Source organism: Oerskovia sp. NPDC060287 (genome assembly GCF_042726775.1).
In the GTDB taxonomy this organism is placed as follows: Bacteria; Actinomycetota; Actinomycetes; order Actinomycetales; family Cellulomonadaceae; genus Oerskovia; species Oerskovia merdavium.
In genome coordinates this window covers 1-16,891 of the sequence record NZ_JBHXBO010000083.1, presented here as the reverse complement: position 1 = coordinate 16,891, position 16,891 = coordinate 1, and the positions used below count along the sequence as shown (strand labels likewise).

Annotated in this window: 15 protein-coding genes; 7 read left to right on the top strand and 8 right to left on the bottom strand. The window is 74.2% G+C overall.

The genetic code is table 11. The annotated features are described in order from the left end of the window. Positions 1-170: 170 nt before the first annotated feature. The 4 genes from ACFWFR_RS09540 (at position 171) to ACFWFR_RS09525 (ending at position 5,433) form a co-directional block, all read left to right on the top strand. Positions 171-2,366 carry a dynamin family protein gene (locus ACFWFR_RS09540; protein ID WP_377622636.1) on the top strand — a complete coding sequence of 732 codons (2,196 nt, stop codon included), beginning with the start codon at positions 171-173 and terminating at the stop codon, positions 2,364-2,366. Beyond that, positions 2,366-3,952: a GTPase family protein gene (locus ACFWFR_RS09535; protein ID WP_377622634.1), complete on the top strand. Its 1,587-nt coding sequence runs from the start codon at positions 2,366-2,368 to the stop codon at positions 3,950-3,952. Before ACFWFR_RS09540 ends, ACFWFR_RS09535 begins: the two co-directional genes overlap by 1 nt. A gap of 91 nt (positions 3,953-4,043) precedes the next feature. Then, positions 4,044-4,550, top strand: coding sequence for a thioesterase family protein (locus ACFWFR_RS09530; protein WP_191803006.1), 507 nt, complete (start codon positions 4,044-4,046; stop codon positions 4,548-4,550). A gap of 70 nt (positions 4,551-4,620) precedes the next feature. Beyond that, positions 4,621-5,433, top strand: coding sequence for a hypothetical protein (locus ACFWFR_RS09525; protein WP_377622632.1), 813 nt, complete (start codon positions 4,621-4,623; stop codon positions 5,431-5,433). On the opposite strand, the gene ACFWFR_RS09520 is transcribed toward ACFWFR_RS09525, so the two are convergent. The 7 genes from ACFWFR_RS09520 to ptsP form a co-directional block, all read right to left on the bottom strand. Further along, positions 5,417-7,075 (bottom strand): SDR family oxidoreductase, encoded by a 1,659-nt coding sequence (locus ACFWFR_RS09520; RefSeq protein WP_377622630.1) that lies wholly within the window; start codon positions 7,073-7,075, stop codon positions 5,417-5,419. The two genes, ACFWFR_RS09525 and ACFWFR_RS09520, sit on opposite strands and share 17 nt — an antisense overlap. A gap of 73 nt (positions 7,076-7,148) precedes the next feature. Further along, positions 7,149-7,445, bottom strand: a complete 297-nt coding sequence (locus ACFWFR_RS09515) for a hypothetical protein (protein ID WP_191802999.1) — start codon at positions 7,443-7,445, stop codon at positions 7,149-7,151. Positions 7,446-7,573: 128 nt separating this feature from the next. Next, a complete protein-coding gene (locus ACFWFR_RS09510) occupies positions 7,574-8,572 on the bottom strand; it encodes a DNA topoisomerase IB (protein WP_377622628.1) in 999 nt (332 codons plus the stop codon). A gap of 36 nt (positions 8,573-8,608) precedes the next feature. Beyond that, positions 8,609-8,986 (bottom strand): hypothetical protein, encoded by a 378-nt coding sequence (locus tag ACFWFR_RS09505; protein ID WP_191802995.1) that lies wholly within the window; start codon positions 8,984-8,986, stop codon positions 8,609-8,611. Between the two features lie 62 nt (positions 8,987-9,048). Beyond that, positions 9,049-9,957, bottom strand: coding sequence for an acyl-CoA thioesterase (locus tag ACFWFR_RS09500; RefSeq protein ID WP_377622638.1), 909 nt, complete (start codon positions 9,955-9,957; stop codon positions 9,049-9,051). 61 nt (positions 9,958-10,018) lie between these two features. Next, positions 10,019-10,417, bottom strand: coding sequence for a globin (locus tag ACFWFR_RS09495; protein WP_191803226.1), 399 nt, complete (start codon positions 10,415-10,417; stop codon positions 10,019-10,021). A gap of 144 nt (positions 10,418-10,561) precedes the next feature. Further along, complete coding sequence (ptsP, locus tag ACFWFR_RS09490) at positions 10,562-12,253, bottom strand: phosphoenolpyruvate--protein phosphotransferase (protein ID WP_377615806.1); 1,692 nt, start codon at positions 12,251-12,253, stop codon at positions 10,562-10,564. Positions 12,254-12,484: 231 nt separating this feature from the next. Here ptsP and ACFWFR_RS09485 point away from each other — a divergent pair, with 231 nt between their 5' ends. Together ACFWFR_RS09485 and ACFWFR_RS09480 are read left to right on the top strand one after the other, a co-directional pair. After that, on the top strand, positions 12,485-12,715 hold the full coding sequence (locus ACFWFR_RS09485; protein ID WP_056648565.1) for a glucose PTS transporter subunit EIIB: 231 nt from the start codon (positions 12,485-12,487) through the stop codon (positions 12,713-12,715). Between the two features lie 9 nt (positions 12,716-12,724). Then, positions 12,725-13,246, top strand: coding sequence for a PTS glucose transporter subunit IIA (locus ACFWFR_RS09480; protein ID WP_377622626.1), 522 nt, complete (start codon positions 12,725-12,727; stop codon positions 13,244-13,246). A 42-nt stretch (positions 13,247-13,288) separates the two neighbouring features. Here the strand turns inward: ACFWFR_RS09480 and ACFWFR_RS09475 are convergent, their stop codons facing one another. Beyond that, positions 13,289-14,398 (bottom strand): mechanosensitive ion channel family protein, encoded by a 1,110-nt coding sequence (locus ACFWFR_RS09475; RefSeq protein WP_377622624.1) that lies wholly within the window; start codon positions 14,396-14,398, stop codon positions 13,289-13,291. A gap of 237 nt (positions 14,399-14,635) precedes the next feature. Here ACFWFR_RS09475 and malQ point away from each other — a divergent pair, with 237 nt between their 5' ends. Beyond that, positions 14,636-16,816, top strand: coding sequence for a 4-alpha-glucanotransferase (malQ, locus tag ACFWFR_RS09470; protein ID WP_377622623.1), 2,181 nt, complete (start codon positions 14,636-14,638; stop codon positions 16,814-16,816). The last annotated feature ends 75 nt before the right edge of the window (positions 16,817-16,891 follow it).

The following is a 16,891-nucleotide window of genomic DNA, read 5'->3' as shown; positions in this document are numbered from 1 at the left end:
GCCCTCTGGTGCGTGGCGCGCCGCCCGCGGGCTGGGCCGGTCGCCCTCGTCTCCCCTCCCCGCTCGGCCGGTCCAGCCCTCCCGCGCTCGCGGCCTCCGGCCCGACGTCACCCGGCGTGCGCGGCGCGCTCACCGGTCGCTCGGCTGCCGGGTCCGGCAGACTGAGGCCCATGACCATCCCGAGCGACGACGCCGGCCGGACCGTCGGCGGCGACCCCGACGGCGGTGCCGCGCGCACGAGCGACGACGGGCCGGGCGAGCCCGGCGCCGGCAGCGGTCCCGCCGGCACCGGGCAGGACCTCGACGCGCCAGCGCCCAGCAGCTCGGCGAACGGACCCTCGTCGGTCGAGGAGAGCCTGCTCGGGCGGCACGCCGCCGCGGAGGACCCCGTGGTCGGGCGGTCGCTCGAACGTGCCGCCCAGTCGGGCACCGACGAGCTCGTCGCGGCCCTCGACGTCCTGCGCGGCGAGCTCACCGCCCAGCGCCTGCCTCTGACGACGCCCGGGGTCGAGGAGGACCGCCGGACGCTCGCGCTCGCGGTCGACCAGCTCGACGACTACCTGCTGCCGCGCCTGCGAGCCCGCAGCGCCCCGTTGCTCGTGGTCGTGGGCGGGTCGACGGGGGCGGGCAAGTCCACGCTCGTGAACTCGGTCCTGGGCGAGAAGGTCACGGTGCCCGGCGTGCTGCGGCCCACGACGCGCTCTCCTGTGCTCGTGCACCACCCCCTGGACGTGCGCTGGTTCAGCACCGACCGCATCCTGCCCGGGCTAGCGCGCGTGACCGGGACCGTCGACCACACGGACAGCCCGTCGGCCCACCGGTCGGTACGCCTGGTGGCGTCCGAGGTCCTCCCGCAGGGCCTTGCGCTCCTCGACGCCCCCGACGTCGACTCGGTCGTCGTCGAGAACAGGGAGCTCGCGGCACAGCTCCTCGGGGCCGCGGACCTCTGGCTCTTCGTCACGACGGCCGCGCGCTACGCCGACGCGGTGCCGTGGGACCTGCTGCACGAGGCCGCCCGGCGCCGGGCTCAGGTGGCCCTGGTGCTCGACCGCGTCGACCCCGGCGCCGAGGCCGTGGGCGCCGACCTGCACCGCCTGGCCTCCGAGAACGGTCTGGGGCACGCGCCGATCTTCCTGGTGCCCGAGGCGCACCTCGTCGACGGGCTCCTTCCCGAGACCGCGGTGGGGGAGATCTCCCGCTGGCTCACGGCCCTCGGAGGGGACGCGGGCGCGCGCTCGGCCGTGATCGACGCGACGCGCGACGGTGTGGTCGACGACCTGGTCCGGCGCGCGACCGAGCTCGCGGGCGCGGTCGACGTGCAGCACGAGGCCGACGGGTACCTGCGTGCCGCGGTCGACGCCGCGTACGAGGACGCGCGCCGGACAGTCCTGGCCGCGACGAGCGACGGCACCATGCTGCGCGGCGAGGTGCTCTCGCGCTGGCAGGACTTCGTCGGGACGGGCGAGTTCTTCCGGGCGGTCGAGCAGAAGGTGGGCTCGGTCCGCGACGCGATCAGCGGGTTCTTCCGGGGCAAGGGGCGCAAGGTCCCCGAGGTCGAGGAGGCCATCACGCACGGGCTGGAGTCGGTCGTGCTCGACGCGGCCGAGGAGGCCGCCGAGCGCAGCTACCGCGCGTGGCGCGCCGATCCGTCGGGGGCCGCGCTGCTCGACGGGCTCGACCTGTCCCGCGCCTCGGGCACCCTGCGCACCCGGGTGGCCGAGGAGATCCGGGGCTGGCAGGCGGACGTCCTCGCGCTCGTGAGCGAGCAGGCCGCGGCCAAGAGGGGCACGGCGCGTGCTCTGTCGTTCGGGCTCAACGGGCTCGGCGTCTCGCTCATGGTCCTGGTCTTCGCGTCCACGGGCGGCATCACGGGGGCGGAGATCGGTATCGCGGGCGGCACCGCGGTGCTCGCCCAGAAGCTGCTCGAGGCCGTGTTCGGCGACGACGCCGTGCGCCGGCTCACGCGCACGGCCCAGGACCGCCTCTCGGCCCGCGTCGGGGCCGTGCTCGACGGCGAGGCCCGACGTTTCACGTCCCAGCTCGACGCGCTCGGCACGGGGGAGGCGACCGGTGCCCCGCTGCGCGCCGCGGCCGAGGAGGTGCGCCGGGCCGCGCGGCGCGAGCAGAAGGCCCGTGCCGCAGAGGTGACCGGTGCGCCGGACCTGGGCTCCGTCGTCGGGCAGGCGGGAGCCCTGCGCGGCGCGCACGCGCGCGACCCTCAGACCCTCGACGCCCCCGCGGACGGGCCGGCGGGCGCCGAGCGTCCCGGCTTCTGGCGACGCCTGTTCCGCGCACGCCCCGCCGACGAGACCGCCGCCGACGCGACCAGCACGACCGCGACCGACGAGCCCGGGGACGAGCGCTGATGGCCCGCCTCGACCTCGCCGACCGGGTCTCCGCGCTCGAGACCGCGGTCTCCGCGGGGGAGGGGCGGCTGCCCGCAGCGCTCCTCGACGACGCGCGCGCGGTCCTGGACCGCACGGCCACGCGCAGCGCGCTGTCGGCAGAGCACACGGTCGTGGCGCTCGCGGGCTCGACCGGTTCGGGCAAGTCGTCGTTGTTCAACGCGATCGCCCGGGAGCCGCTCGCGCGCCCGGGCATCACGCGTCCGACGACGTCGCGCCCCCTGGCGGTCGTCTGGGGTCCGGGTGCGGACCCTCTCCTGAGCTGGCTCGAGGTCGGTGACCGGCACCACGCGGCCGACCGTGCGGCGGTGGCGACCCAGGGCCTCGTGCTGCTGGACCTGCCGGACCACGACTCGGTCGAGACCGAGCACCGGGCGATCGCCGAACGGCTCGTCGAACGGGTCGACCTCCTGGTGTGGGTCGTGGACCCGCAGAAGTACGCCGACGCCGCGCTGCACGAGCGGTACCTGCGTCCGCTCGCGGGGCACGGGGACGTCGTCGTGGTCGTGCTCAACCAGATCGACCGGCTGACCCCCGAGGAGGCGACCGCGTGCCTCGCGGACCTGCGTCGCCTCGTGGCCGAGGACGGGCTCGCTGCGGCCCGCGTGCTGGGCGTCTCGGCGACCACGGGGCAGGGGGTCGACGAGCTCGACGCGCTCCTCGACCAGGCCGCCGTGCGGCGCGAGGCGGCGGTGGCCCGCCTGGTCGCCGACGTGCGCGGGGTCGCGACGAGGATCGCGGACGCGTGCGGGGACAAGGTCCCCGACCGTTCGCAGAAGGCCGCGCGCGAGCGGCTCGTCGACGCGCTCGAGGCCGCGGCGGGGGTGCCCACGGTCGTGGACGCCGTCCGAGGGTCGGCGAACCGGCGTGCCCGGGCCGCGACCGGCTGGCCCCCCACGCGCTGGATCGGGCGCCTGCGCGTGGACCCGCTGCGCCGCCTCGGGCTGACGCGCGGCACGGACCGGCCGGACCTCTCGCGCACGTCGCTCCCGCCCGCCTCGCCCACGCTCGCGGCCCGGGCCCACGTCGCGGTCCGCGAGTACGTCGGCACCATGACGGCAGGGGCGCCCGAGGACTGGGTGCTCGCCGCGCGGTCCCGGGTCGCGGCGAGCACCGACGGTCTGGACGACGCGCTCGACCTCGCCGTGGCCGGCACCGAGCTCGAGGCCACGCGACGCCCCGTCTGGTGGGGGGTCGTGAGCTTCGTCCAGCGGGTCGTCCTGGGAGTGCTGGCGGCGGGCCTCGTGTGGCTCGGTGTGCTCGCGGTCCTCGCGTACCTCCAGCTGCCCGCGCCCGAGACCCCGACGTGGCGCGGGTTCCCGTGGCCCACGCTCATGGTCGTGGGCGGGGTGGTGGTCGGGCTGGTCGTGGCGCTCGTCTCGCGCCTCGCGGGCGCGCTGGGTGCCCGACGGCGGGCCGCGCGTGCTCGGCGCAGGCTGCGGGAGAGCGTCGGTCGGGTCGCGGACGGCCAGGTGCGCCTGCCGGTGGCCGAGGAGCTGTCGGCCCTGACGACGTGCCGCGTGGCCGCCCATATCGCGGCGGGGTGAGGCGGGCGTAGGGTGGCCCGGGTGCCCCCACGTCCCGAGCCATCGGCCGCGACGTGGTGCGAGGCCCTGCGGAATCGAAGAAAGGACTTCCATGACCCGCCTGCACGTCCCCGTCGCCCTGCGTTGGTCCGACCTCGACGCCTACCAGCACGTCAACAACGTCGAGATGCTCCGGCTCCTCGAGGACGCCCGCATCACGGCCTTCTGGCGTCATCCCGAGGCCACGGTCGAGGAGAGCTGGCCCACGGCCGTGCTCGACACGGGCCCCCACGCGACCTCGCACACGCTCGTCGCCCGGCAGGAGATCGAGTACCTGCGGCCGCTCGGCTTCACGCGCAGCCCCGTGCGCGTCGAGATGTGGCTCGGGCACCTGGGCGGGGCGAGCCTCGAGGTCTGCTACGAGGTCCACACCGAGTGGCCCGAGCCCTCGGGACGCACCGGACCCTCGATCGGTAGCCGCCCCTACGCCAAGGCCGCGACGACGATCGTGGTCGTCGACGCGTCGACGGGGGCTCCGCGGCGCATCACCGACGACGAGCGCGCTGCCTGGCAGCCCTTCGTCGAGGACCCTCTGGAGTTCCGGCGCAGGGGGCGTTGACGAGATGCTGAGAGGGGTGGTGACGAACTCGACGGTGACGGATGTCCCCGGTAGATGTCATGATGCGCGCGTGGACACCGTAGAGGTTGTCGGCGAGGCCGAGGCCGTCACCGCCGTACCCGAGACCGTCGAACCCGAGACCGCTGTGCCTGTCGTCCGGCGGACGACCCCTCCCGTCTCGGAGGTCGAGGCGGAGCTCGGCGCCGTGGACTGGCAGGCCCTCCAGGGCGCGTTCGGCCCTGCCGACGCGTTCCCGCCCCTGGTGCGCGCCGTCGTCGGGCCCGAGGGACCCGAGCGCGACGAGGCGCTCGACCTGCTGTGGCAGGTCGTCAACCACGACGGCGCGCTCTACGAGGCGTCGCTGCCCGCGCTGCGCGTGCTGGCCGCGGTCGTGCGGGACGAGGGCCTGGCCGAGGAGGTCCGGAGCGGCGTCGCGCTCCTGCTGCTGACCATGGGGGCCGCGCACCTGCCCGGCGAGCCCGCCGAGCAGGTCGACCTCCAGCTCGAGGTCCTGCTCGCCGCGCAGGAGCTGCTGCCCGGCCTCGACGCCGCGTTCCTCGGTGGGCCGCGCACGCTGCAGGTCGCGCTGCTCGCCTTCCAAGCCGTCACGGGCGAGGCGACCTCGTTCGCCGGACGCGCCGCGATCGCCCGGCTCGTCGCCTCGGAGGATCCCTTGCTCGCGGCGATCGCGTCGCTCGCGTTCGACCTCGTCTCGGGGGCCGTGCCCGCGCGCGGGGCGGTCCACCGCCCCGGCGTCCTCGACGAGGACATCCGTGAGCTCATCGAGGACTACGCCGACCTCACCGACGTGACCCTCGCGGGCATGGTCGTGAGCGAGACCGCGTTCGCGCTCGTGGACCGGATGCTCACCGCGGAGGAGTGACGGTCCGGTCGGCCGTGCCCGGACCCGTGCGCGCCGCCGCGGCCGCCCGTTCGGCAGCCTCGGCGATGTTCTTCTGCATGCCACCGAACACCACGCCGTGGAACGGCTTGACCGACCACCAGTAGGCCTGGCCCGCGAGCCCGTGCGGGTAGAAGAGCGCGCGCTGCGCGAAGTACGTCCGGCCCGGGCCGGACGCGTCCTCGGGGGCGGGGCCGACGTCGTCGGGCTCCGCGACCTCCTCAGCCGCCTCGTCCACCCGCAGCTCGAGCCACGCGAGGCCGGGGAGCCGCATCTCGGCGCGCAGCAGCAGCCGGCGGCCCGGCTCGATCGCCTCGACCCGCCAGAAGTCCAGGACGTCGTCGACCACGAGCGTGTTCTCGTCACGGCGCCCCCGGCGCAGACCCGGTCCCCCCGACAAGCGGTCCATGAGCCCGCGGACCCGCCACGCGAGCGACCACGAGTACCAGCCGCCCTGCCCACCGATCGACTCGACGACCTTCCACAGGACGTCGGGCGGGGCGTCGACCACGCGTCGCCGCTCGTCGACGTAGAGCGAGCCGCCCGCCCAGTCGGGGTCCGAGGGCAGCGGGTCGCTCGGTGCCCCCTCGACCGCGGCCGACGACCAGCGGGTGGTCACCTCGCCGTCGTGGATGCGCTCGAGCGCGAGCTCGACCGCGCGGCGGAAGCCGATCAGCCCGCCGGGAGGGTCGGGGACGTACTGCGCGATGTCGTGCTCGTCGCACACGACCTCGTGGACGAGCGACTCCACGAGGGGGCGCGCGATGCTCGCGGGGACAGGGGTCACGAGACCCACCCAGTGGCTCGACAAGCGCGGGGTCAGGACCGGGACGCTCACGATCAGCCGCCGGGGGAGCCCCGCGACCTGGGCGTAGCCCTGCATCATCTGGCGGTACGTGAGGACGTCGGGGCCGCCGACGTCGAACGCCCGCGAGACGTCCGCGGGCATCGTGGCGCTGCCGACCAGGTAGCGCAGCACGTCACGGATCGCGATCGGCTGGATGCGGTTGTCGACCCAGCGCGGCGTCGTCATCGCGGGCAGGCGTTCGGTCAGGTAGCGCATCATCTCGAACGAGGCCGAGCCCGAGCCGAGGATCACCGCGGCCTGGAGCACCGTCGTCGGGACTCCCGAGGCGAGCAGGATCTCCCCGACCTCCTTGCGCGAGGCCAGGTGCGGTGACAGCTCGGCGTCGTCGACGTCGGGGAACAGGCCGCCCAGGTAGACGATCCGGCCCACGCCCGCCTCGCGGGCGGCCTGCGCGAAGGTCAGTGCGGTCCGCCGGTCGCGTGCCGCGAACGAGCGGCCCGTGCCGAGCGAGTGGACGAGGTAGTACGCGACGTCGGCCCCGCGGAGCGCGTCGCGGATCTGGTCGAGGTCGGACGCGTCGGCCTGCACGAGGTCCACGCGGCGCGCCCAGTCGCGTCCGGCCAGGCGTTCGGGGCGGCGGGCGAGCGCCCGGACATGGTGCCCGGCGTCCAGGAGCTCGGGGACCAGGCGGCCACCGACGTACCCCGTGACGCCCGTGACGGCGACCGTCAGGGGGGTCGGCTCGGAGCTCTCGGTCGGTCTGTCGGCAGGAGCGGTCGCGGTGGGTGGGGGAGCGGTGTCGTCGACGGGAGTCATGGTGCTCCCCATGGTGGCCCGGGGGCCGGCCGCTCGCGACCTGCCGGCCCCCGGGACCTGGGCGTGATCCGCGTCAGGCGGGAAGAGCGAGGACCAGGACGAAGAACGCGAAGAACGGCACGCCGATGATCGCCAGCCCCCACTTCCACCACCAGTGGATCGACAGCTCGCTGCGTGCGCTCGTCGTCTCGTCCGCGGTCAGCGGTCGCTGGGCCCAGCCCGACGGCGTCAGCGTCGCGAGGCTGTACTCCCGCGGCACCGTGATACGGAAGAGCCAGAAGATGTGGACGTACGCGTAGGCGAGGACCAGCGCCTGCTCTGGAGAGATGTGCTGTGACTTGGCCTTGCGGCCCCAGCCGAAGAAGATCATCGTCGATGCTCCGTGCTTGAACGTGATGAGATGGCGGCAGAACGTAGCACGTCCAGGAGACTCCCAGGAAGGGCCGTTCGTCCCGCGGGGCTCGTCCGTCTCCGGAGCAGCCTGGACCGGGCCCGCGACTAGGCCAGCAGGTCGAGCACCGCACGCTCCACCGAAGCCTGGCTCCGGCGCCTGCCCAGGAGCGGAGCGACGGTCTGCCCGCGCTCCCAGAGGTCGATCAGGCGCGGGTCGACGTACGACGACCGCGCGACGGCCGGGGTGTTGCCGAGCTCGTCGGCGACGTCCCGGACGACGTCTGCGACCACCGCGCGCCGAGCACGGGCCGAGGCGGGTGGCGAGCCCGAGTCCGCGAGCGCGAGGGCCGCGAGGACCGTCGCGTGCCAGGTGCGGAAGTCCTTCGCGGTCGCGTCCTCGCCGAGGCGCTCCTTGAGGTAGGCCGTCACGTCCGCGCTCGTCACGTCGTGCCAGACGACACCGCCCGGCGCCTCCTCGCGCCACGCGAGCAGGTCGCCCGCGTCCCGACGCCGCACGAGCGTCGTGACGATCTCGCGCACCCGATCGTCGTCGACGACGACGTCACGCACCTGGCCCGACTTCGCGGGGTAGCGGAAGTGGACCGAGCCGTCGCGGCGCACGCGCACGTGCTCGGTCAGCAGCGTCGCGAGCCCGTAGCTGCCGTTCGCCTTCGCGTACGTCTCGCTGCCGGCCCGGAAGTACGCGAGGTCCAGGAGCCGGAACGCGAGCGCGAGGACCTTCTCGCGCGGCATCCCGTCGAGGGCGAGGTCCTTGGCGACGCGGCGGCGAGCCGCAGGCAGGCGGGCGCCCACCGCGAGGACGTGGTCGAACTTGCGGCGGCTGCGGCGCTCCCGCCACTGGTCGTGGTACAGGTACTGGCCGCGCCCCGCGTCGTCGTACCCGAACGCCTGGATGTGGCCGTCCGGGTACCGGCAGATCCAGACGTCCGACCAGGCGGGCGGGACGACGAGGCGCGTGCAGCGTGCGCGCTCCTCGGCGTCGGTCAGTCGCGACCCGTCGACGTCGAGGTACGAGAAGCCCTTCCCGTGGCGGCGTCGGCCGTACCCGGGCGAGGAGACCGAGACGCGGCGCAGGCGGACCATCCGGTCATCCTGCCCCGCGCCCGAGCGGCTCGCCCGTCAGGCTGTCGCGTCCTGAGGGCGGAACTCGTGCACGACCTCGATGCGCCCCACGATGTGCGCGTTGAGGTCCGGCAGGTCCTCTGCCGGGACCCACAGCTCGAGGATCGTCCGCCCACCCGCCTGCTGGACGGGGTAGCGCTCGAGGAACGAGGACTCGACCTGGAAGCGCGTCACATAGCCGACCCCCGAGTGCGGGACGTTCCAGTCGCGCGCGATCCGGATCGCATACTCCTCGTTCAGCACCGGGTAGAAGATCGGTTGCTCAGGCAGCCGTGGAGGCCAGGCCGTCCAGCCCGACGCCTCGACGAGCGCGAGCTCGGCCGGTCCCGTGGGTCGCCACAGGGTCGTGAGGGCTGGCGCCAGGGGCGTGGACATGAGGCTCCGATCATTGATGGCCTCGGAGTGTCGCACGGTCCACCAGGCGCCAGCCACCTCATTCAGACCGGGAGCCGCAGCATGCCCTCCTGCGCGATGCTCGCCACGAGCGTCCCCTCCCGCGTGTAGACGCGGGCGGCACCGAGGCCGCGCCCACCCTGGGCGCTGGGGGAGGACTGGACGTAGAGCAGCCAGTCGTCGACCCGGGCGTCACGGTGCCACCACATGGCGTGGTCGAGGCTCGCGATCGACGCACCGGGGGTGACCCAGCTCGAGCCGGTCTTGCGCAGCACGGGCTCGAGCATGATCTGGTCGCACGCGTACGCCATGAGGGCACGGTGCAGGAGCTGGTCGCCCTCGACGGGCCCGCGGGCCTTCATCCACACCATCTGGTGGTCGGTGCGCTCGGCGCCGGGACCCAGGTAGAGCGAGCCGCCCACGTGCCGCAGGTCGAACGCGGCCTCGTGCGAGCGCGAGCGTGCCGCGGGGTGCGGGATCTTGCCGAGCTCGTCGAAGGCCGACGGGATGGTCTCGGGGGCGGGGGCCTCGGGCATGGGCGAGGTGTGCTCGACGCCGTCCTGCTCCTCCTGGAACGAGGCGATCATCGACAGGATCGGCTTGCCGTGCTGCACGGCGTGCGTGCGGCGTGCGCTGAACGAGCGGCCGTCGCGCAACTTCTCGACGGCGAACTCGATGGGGGCGTCGAGGTCGCCCGCGCGCAGGAAGTAGCCGTGCATCGAGTGCGGCCGCCGGTCGCCCTCGACGGTCAGGCCTGCGGCCATGAGCGCCTGGGCGAGCACCTGGCCGCCGTAGATCCGGGCGTTGGGCTGGTCGACGCTCAGGCCGCCGAAGCGCACGTCGGCGCCGTCGGAGCGGGAGTCGTCGGCCGGCTTCTCCTCGAGCTGGAGCGCGCGCAGCAGGTTGCCCAACGGGTCACGGGCGAGCTCGTCGGCCGTGACCTTGGTGCGCAGGGGCTGGGTGTGGTCGCGTTGCTCGGACTGGTCGGCGCGGGGGGCCGTCACGTCGGTCACGTCACTCCTCGAAGGTGTTGATCAGCGAGTGGGCGGCACGTTCCAGGTAGTCCCAGAGCGTGGCCTCGTGCAGCGGCGCGAGGTCGAGCGAGTCGACGCCGGCGCGCATGTGGGCGAGCCAGCGGTCCCTCGCGTCGGGGTTCACCTTGTACGGCGCGTGGCGCATGCGCAGGCGCGGGTGCCCACGCTGCTCGGAGTAGGTGGTGGGCCCGCCCCAGTACTGCTCGAGGAACGTCGTCAGCCGCACCTTGGCCGGGCCGAGGTCCTCCTCGGGGTACATGGGCTTGAGCACCGGGTCGGCCGCGACGCCCGCGTAGAAGACGTCGACGAGCTGCACGAAGGTCTCGTGCCCGCCGATCTCGTCGTAGAACGAGCCCGCCGAGGTGACGGACTCGCGCAGCCGCGGGGCGGCGGCGCTCACGGGGAGCGGCGCGGGCGAGGCGCCGGGGTGGGGAGCAGGGTCGCTGGTCACGCCGCCATCATCCCACCCGGCGTCGTGCCCGGGGGTGCCGTCACGACGTGACGCTCACCGCTCCCGGGCACGTCACAGCCCCAGCTCGTCGAGCTGTGGCAGGGCTGCCCGCACGACGGCGCGCGCGTCGGTCGCGCTCTCGGCCGCGAGCGCGAGCTGGGCCACCTCACGGCACTGCCCGATCGTGACCGCGCCGAGCAGCGCGGCGACGTCGGGGATCGCCCGCGCGGTCATGGACAGCGAGGACACCCCGAGCCCGACGAGCACGGCCGCGAGCACGGGGTTCGAGGCGGCTTCGCCGCACACGCCCACGGGGCGACCCTGCAGGTCCCCGCCGCGGCAGGTGGCCGCGACGAGCTGGAGCACCGCGGGCTGCCACGGGTCGGAGAGCTCGGCGAGCGACCCGAGGAGGCGGTCGGCGGCCATGGTGTACTGCGTGAGGTCGTTGGTGCCGATCGACGCGAAGTGCGCCCGCGCGAGGATGGGGCCGGACAGCAGGGCCGCGCTCGGGACCTCGATCATGACGCCTGCGGTGCCCAGTCCGTGCGCCGCGCAGCGCGCGACGAACCACTCGGTCTCCGCGACCGTCGAGACCATGGGGGCCATGACCCAGACCTCGGCCTCCTCGGCCGCGGCAGCGATCGCGATGGCCTCGAGCTGCTGCTCGAGGAGCTCGGGCCACTTCTCGGCCGTGCGCAGGCCGCGCACGCCGAGCGCGGGGTTCTCCTCGTCGTCGACCGACAGGAAGTGCAGGGGCTTGTCGGCCCCCGAGTCGAGCGTGCGGATCACGACCTTGCGACCGGCGAACGCGTGGAAGACCGTCCGGTAGGCCGCGACCTGCTCCTCGGTCGAGGGCGGCTGCTCGCGGTCGAGGAAGCAGAACTCGGAGCGGAACAGACCCACGCCCTCGGCGCCCGCCGCCGCGGCGGGCTCGGCCCCCGCGGGGTCGCCGATGTTGGCCAGGAGCTGGACGCGGTGGCCGTCGGCCGTGCGGCCCTCGCCGGAGAACGTGCGGACGGTCGCCGCCAGCGCCCGGGCCGTGGCGACCTGCTGGTCGGTGGGGTGCACGAGCACCGTGCCCGCGGACCCGTCGACGAGGACCGTGTCGCCCGCGGTCAAGGCCTCGCTCGCGCCCGTCGCGGCGACGACCGCGGGGATGCCCATGGCGTTGGCGACGATCGCGGTGTGCGACGTGGGACCGGCGCCGTCGGTCACGATCGCGAGGACGCGGGCCGGGTCCAGGCCCGCGGTCACCGACGGGGCCAGGTCGAGCGCGACCAGGACGAACGGCTCGGGGTGGTCGGGAACGCCAGGGGCCGGCCTGCCCGAGAGCGCCGCGACGATGCGGTCGCGGACGTCGGCGATGTCGCGCGCTCGCTCGGCGAAGTACCCGCCCAGGGCCTCGAACTGCTGGGCGACGGACTCGGCGGCCTCCCACACCGCGCGCTCGGCGATCAGGTGCTCGTCGATGACGCGCCGCGCGGCGTCGGCCGCGAGCGTCGGGTCGGCGGCCATGGCGGCCGTGGCCTCGAGGACGTCGCGCGTGTCTCCCGTCGCGTTCGCCGCGGCGCGCTCGAGGTCCCCCTGGACCTGTGCCGCCGCGACCGGGATGCGGTCCGCCTCGGCCTGCAGGTCCGCGGTGGGCCGCAGACGGAGTCCGGGCGAGGGCTCCGCGAGCGGTTCGGGCAGGAAGACGACCGGTCCCACGACCTTGCCGGGGCACACCCCGATGCCGGTGATGGTCCGCTGTTCCTCGCTGGCCACGTCGTCCTCCAAGGTCTTGGTCGGGTCCGGCGATCGGCCGGTGTCCTCACCCGCAGTGTTCCCCAGCCGCGTGCGGTCCGCCAAGCGGACGGGCACGTGGTCCCCTGCCGAAATCGCCCGCACGCCCGCGCCCTCCGAGCGCCGACTGAGACTAGGGTGGAGGAAAGAGGCCTGTCCGCAGTCCTTCGCACAGGCAACGGCGCCCGCAGCACAGGAGTCAGGAGTTCGTACATGAGCAAGGCACAGCAGATCCTCGAGGCGCTCGGCGGACAGCAGAACGTCGTCGACCTCGAACCCTGCATCACCCGGCTGCGCGTCGAGGTGACCAACCCGACGCTCGTGGACGAGGCCCGGCTCAAGGCCACGGGGGCCTTCGGCGTGGTGCGATCGGGACGGATCATCCAGGTGATCGTCGGCCCGGAGGCCGACAACCTCGCCGCCGAGCTCGACACCCTGCGCTGACGCGAGCAGATGCCCCGCAGCGGACAGGACGCACGGCCCACGAGGCCCGGCTCGTCGCACGACGGGCCGGGCCTCGTGGTCACCGCGCCGCTGGCGGGGACGGTCGTAGCGCTCGAGGAGGTCCCCGACCCGGTGTTCTCCCAGGAGTTCGTGGGCCCCGGGCTGGCGATCGAGCCCGGGGCGGACGCGGCCGGGGTCTCGACGGTCGTGGCGCCGGTGTCAGGGACCATCGGGTCGCTGTTCCCGCACGCGTTCGCGCTCGAGACCGCCGAGGGGCGCACGGTCCTCGTGCACCTCGGGATCGACACGGTCAGGCTCGGTGGTGAGGGGTTCCAGCTCCACGTCGAGGCAGGAGACCGCGTCGAGGTGGGTGCGACGCTCATCACCTGGGAGCCCGCCCGGGTGGCCGCGCTCGGGCTGTCCACGGTGTGCCCGGTGATCGCGCTCCAGGGCGACCCCGGGCTGCTCGCGTCCCTGGTTCCCCCCGGGACCCAGGTCTCTGCGGGCGAGCCCGTCCTGACCTGGTCCTGAGGCGGCCGACCGGCGCTCTGCTAGCGCTCTGCGAGCGCTCTGCTAGCGCTCTGCCTGCGGTGACGCCTGGACGGTGTCCTGGGGCAGTTCCTGACGCACCGCGTCGCGGGGCGCGGTGGCGCTCGCGGGAGCCGACACCTGCGCGGGCGGTGTCCCGTGGGCGGGGACGAGCAGGTGGTCGACGGGGTCCGCCTCGACCGTCGAGGGGTCCTCGGCCCCGGCCATCGGGACGTGGGCCGCGGCGAGGCGCTCGCGGGCCGCCTTGCGCAGCGCCCGGGAGATCTCGCCCTGCATCGAGGCCTGGGTCTTGACGCTGACCTTGAGCACGAGCTCCTCGGGGCTCATGGACTCGATGCCGGACACGGCAGGCTGCTCGAGCAGGTACGTCCCCAGGACGGGGTCCGCGGCGACCTCCTCGCCCGCCTCGCGCAGGCAGCGCTGGACCTCGTCGAGGTCCGCGAAGTAGGCGACGTGCACCTCGGCCGAGGCTCGGCCCCACTCCTGCGACTTGTTGCCCGTGCGCAGGATCTCGCCGTTGCGGATGTACCAGAGGGTGCCGTCCCCGTCGCGCACCTTGGTCACGCGCAGCGCGACCTCCTCGACGGTCCCGGACACGACCCCGAAGTCGACCGAGTCGCCCACGCCGTACTGGTCCTCGAGCAGCATGAAGGTCCCCGAGAGGAAGTCCTTGACGAGGCTCTGGGCGCCGAACCCGAGCGCGACACCGACGATCCCCGCCGAGGCGAGGAACGGTGCGATGTTCATCCCGAGCTCGGTGAGGACCATGAGGACGATGGTCGTCCCGAACAGGATGTTGGCCGTCGAGCGCAGGACCGAGCCGATCGTCCGGGCGCGCTGTGCGCGGCGGGCGCTCGTGAGCGGGTTGGCACGCACCAGGATGGTGCCCACGGGAGACTCGGAGAGGCCCTTGAGGCCCTTCATGCCGCGGCGGTCGGTGATCGGGGTGCCGTCCGCGATGTGCTCGGTGACGTTGCCGATGATGCGCCGGACCACGGCCAGCGCGACCGAGCCGATCGCGATGATGAGGATGATCCGGAGGGGAGCGCCGAGGAACCACTCGAGCCAGATGCTGGCCTGGTCCGCGACCTTGTCGGTGACGTCGTCGAGGGGGGACGGGGTCGGTGATTCCATCCCGGCAGGCTACCGGTCGCGGCAGGGAGCCCGACGGCGTCGCGCACCCCGGGTGACGAGCCTCACCAGGGGATCGGGTGAGGAGCGCGGGGGGAGTGCGCGGGGTGTGCGGAGGACGTGTGGGGGACCCGCTGTCGCGCGCTGCGAGGGCGGACGGGGGCACGGTCCGGTGGCCGGGGCGACGCCGCGCCGGGCCGAAGGTCTGCCGAGCGGGTCGCCCTCTGGCAGGATCGCCTCGTGAGCGCTCTCCAACCTGTCACGGCCGACGTGCCCGAACCGCTGGTCCAGCTGGCCGCGGTCCACGGAGTGGCGCCCGACTTCTGGGGGTTCGACGGGGAACGTCGCCCCGTGAGCGCACAGACGCTCGTCGCGGTGCTCGAAGCGCTCGGGGTGCCCGCCTCGTCCCCCGAGAAGGTCGCCGTGAGCCTCGAGCACTCCGAGGACGACACGTGGCGCCAGATGCTGCCGCCCACGCTCGTCGTCCGACAGGGCGTCGGTGCACGCTTCCCCGTGCACGTCACGGACGGCTCCCAGGTCGAGGTGTGGGTCGAGCTCGAGCCCCCCGAGGCGCCGGGCTACCGGTCGACGGCCCCCGCGGTGCGCGAGCGTCGTGACCTGCCGCAGGTCGACGACTACGTCGAGCCCCGCACGGTCGACGGGCGGGCCGTGGGCCGGGCGACCTTCGCCGTCCCCGAGGACCTGCCCCTGGGGTGGCACGAGATCCACGCGACGAGCGACGGGACGCAGGCGCGAGCGACGCTCGTCGTGACGCCGCAGCGCCTCGAGCTCCCCGACCCCCTGCGCTCGGGAGGGCGCGCCTGGGGACTCATGGCGCAGCTCTACTCGGTGCGCTCGCGCGCCTCGTGGGGGGTCGGGGACCTGGCGGACCTCGCAGACCTCGCCTGGCTCGGCGCGCACCGGGCCGGTGCGGACTTCGTGCTCGTGAACCCGCTGGCCGCGGCCGAGCCACGGACCCCCATGACGCCCTCGCCCTACCTGCCCACGAGCAGGCGCTTCGTCAACCCGCTGTACATCCGCGTCGAGGACGTGCGGGAGACCGGGTACCTCACGGCGGCCGACAGGTCGCTCGTCGAGTGGGCCTTCGACCCCGTCCGTGACCTCAGCGCGGATCCCGGGCCGATCGACCGCGACGTCGCGTGGGAGGCCAAGAAGGCCGCGCTCGAGGTCGTGTTCGCCGCGCCGCGCTCGACCGCGCGCCAGGCGGCTCTCGACGCGTTCCGCAGCGAGCAGGGCAAGGGGCTCGAGGACTTCGCGACCTGGTGCGCGCTCGCGGACCACTTCGGCGACCAGGACTGGCCTCCGTACGCGCTCGACCCGTCCTCTCCCGGGGTCGCGGTGCTGCGCGAGCAGCTCGACGACCAGGTCGACTTCTACTGCTGGCTCCAGTGGGTGGCGGACGAGCAGCTCGAGGTCGCGCAGCGCACGGCACGCGAGGCCGGGATGTCGATCGGCGTCATGCACGACCTCGCGGTGGGCGTGCACCCGCACGGCGCGGACGCGTGGGCGCACCGCGACGTGCTCGCCGGCGGCGTGACCGTCGGGGCGCCACCGGACATGTACAACCAGCAGGGGCAGAACTGGTCGCAGCCGCCGTGGCACCCGCAGGCTCTCGCCCGGGCGGGCTATGCCCCGTACCGCGACCTGCTGCGCACCGTGCTGCGGCACGCGGGCGCGATCCGGGTCGACCACATCATCGGGCTGTTCCGGCTCTGGTGGATCCCGGGAGCCGCGCGCGCCGACGCGGGAGCCTACGTCCGCTACGACCACGAGGCGCTCATCGGGATCCTGTGCCTCGAGGCGCAGCGTGCCGGGGCGGTCGTGATCGGCGAGGACCTCGGGGTGTTCGAGCCCTGGGTCCGCGACTACCTGACCGAGCGCGGCATCCTCGGCACGTCCGTCCTGTGGTTCGAGAAGGGGGAGGGTGGTCGCCCCCTGCCCCCCGAGGACTACCGTCGGCTCGCGCTCGCCACGATCACCACGCACGACCTTCCGCCCACCGCCGGATACCTCGCGGGAGAGCACGTGGACCTGCGCGAGCGGCTGGGCCTGCTGACCGAGCCCGCCTACGTGGTCCGACGCGAGGCGCGCGAGGAGCGGGACACGATGGTCGCGCTGCTCGTCGAGCGCGGGCTCGTCGGTGAGGACCCGTCGGAGCGAGAGCTCGTCGAGGCGCTGCACGTGCTGATCACGCAGTCCCCCGCGGTGCTCCTCGGTGTCTCGCTCGCCGACGCGGTGGGGGAGCGGCGCACCCAGAACCAGCCGGGCACCGACCAGGAGTACCCCAACTGGAAGGTGCCGCTGGGCGACCCGTCCGGCAACGTGGTGCTGCTCGAGGACCTGTTCGACAACGCTCGGCTGCTCTCGCTCGCGAAGGTCATGCGCGAGGCGCTGTCCTGATCCTGCCGCCGAGGTAGTGGTCCGTCGGGGGGGGTGTGGGGTACGGCCCGCGCCCCCCGCCCAGCCCAGCGAACA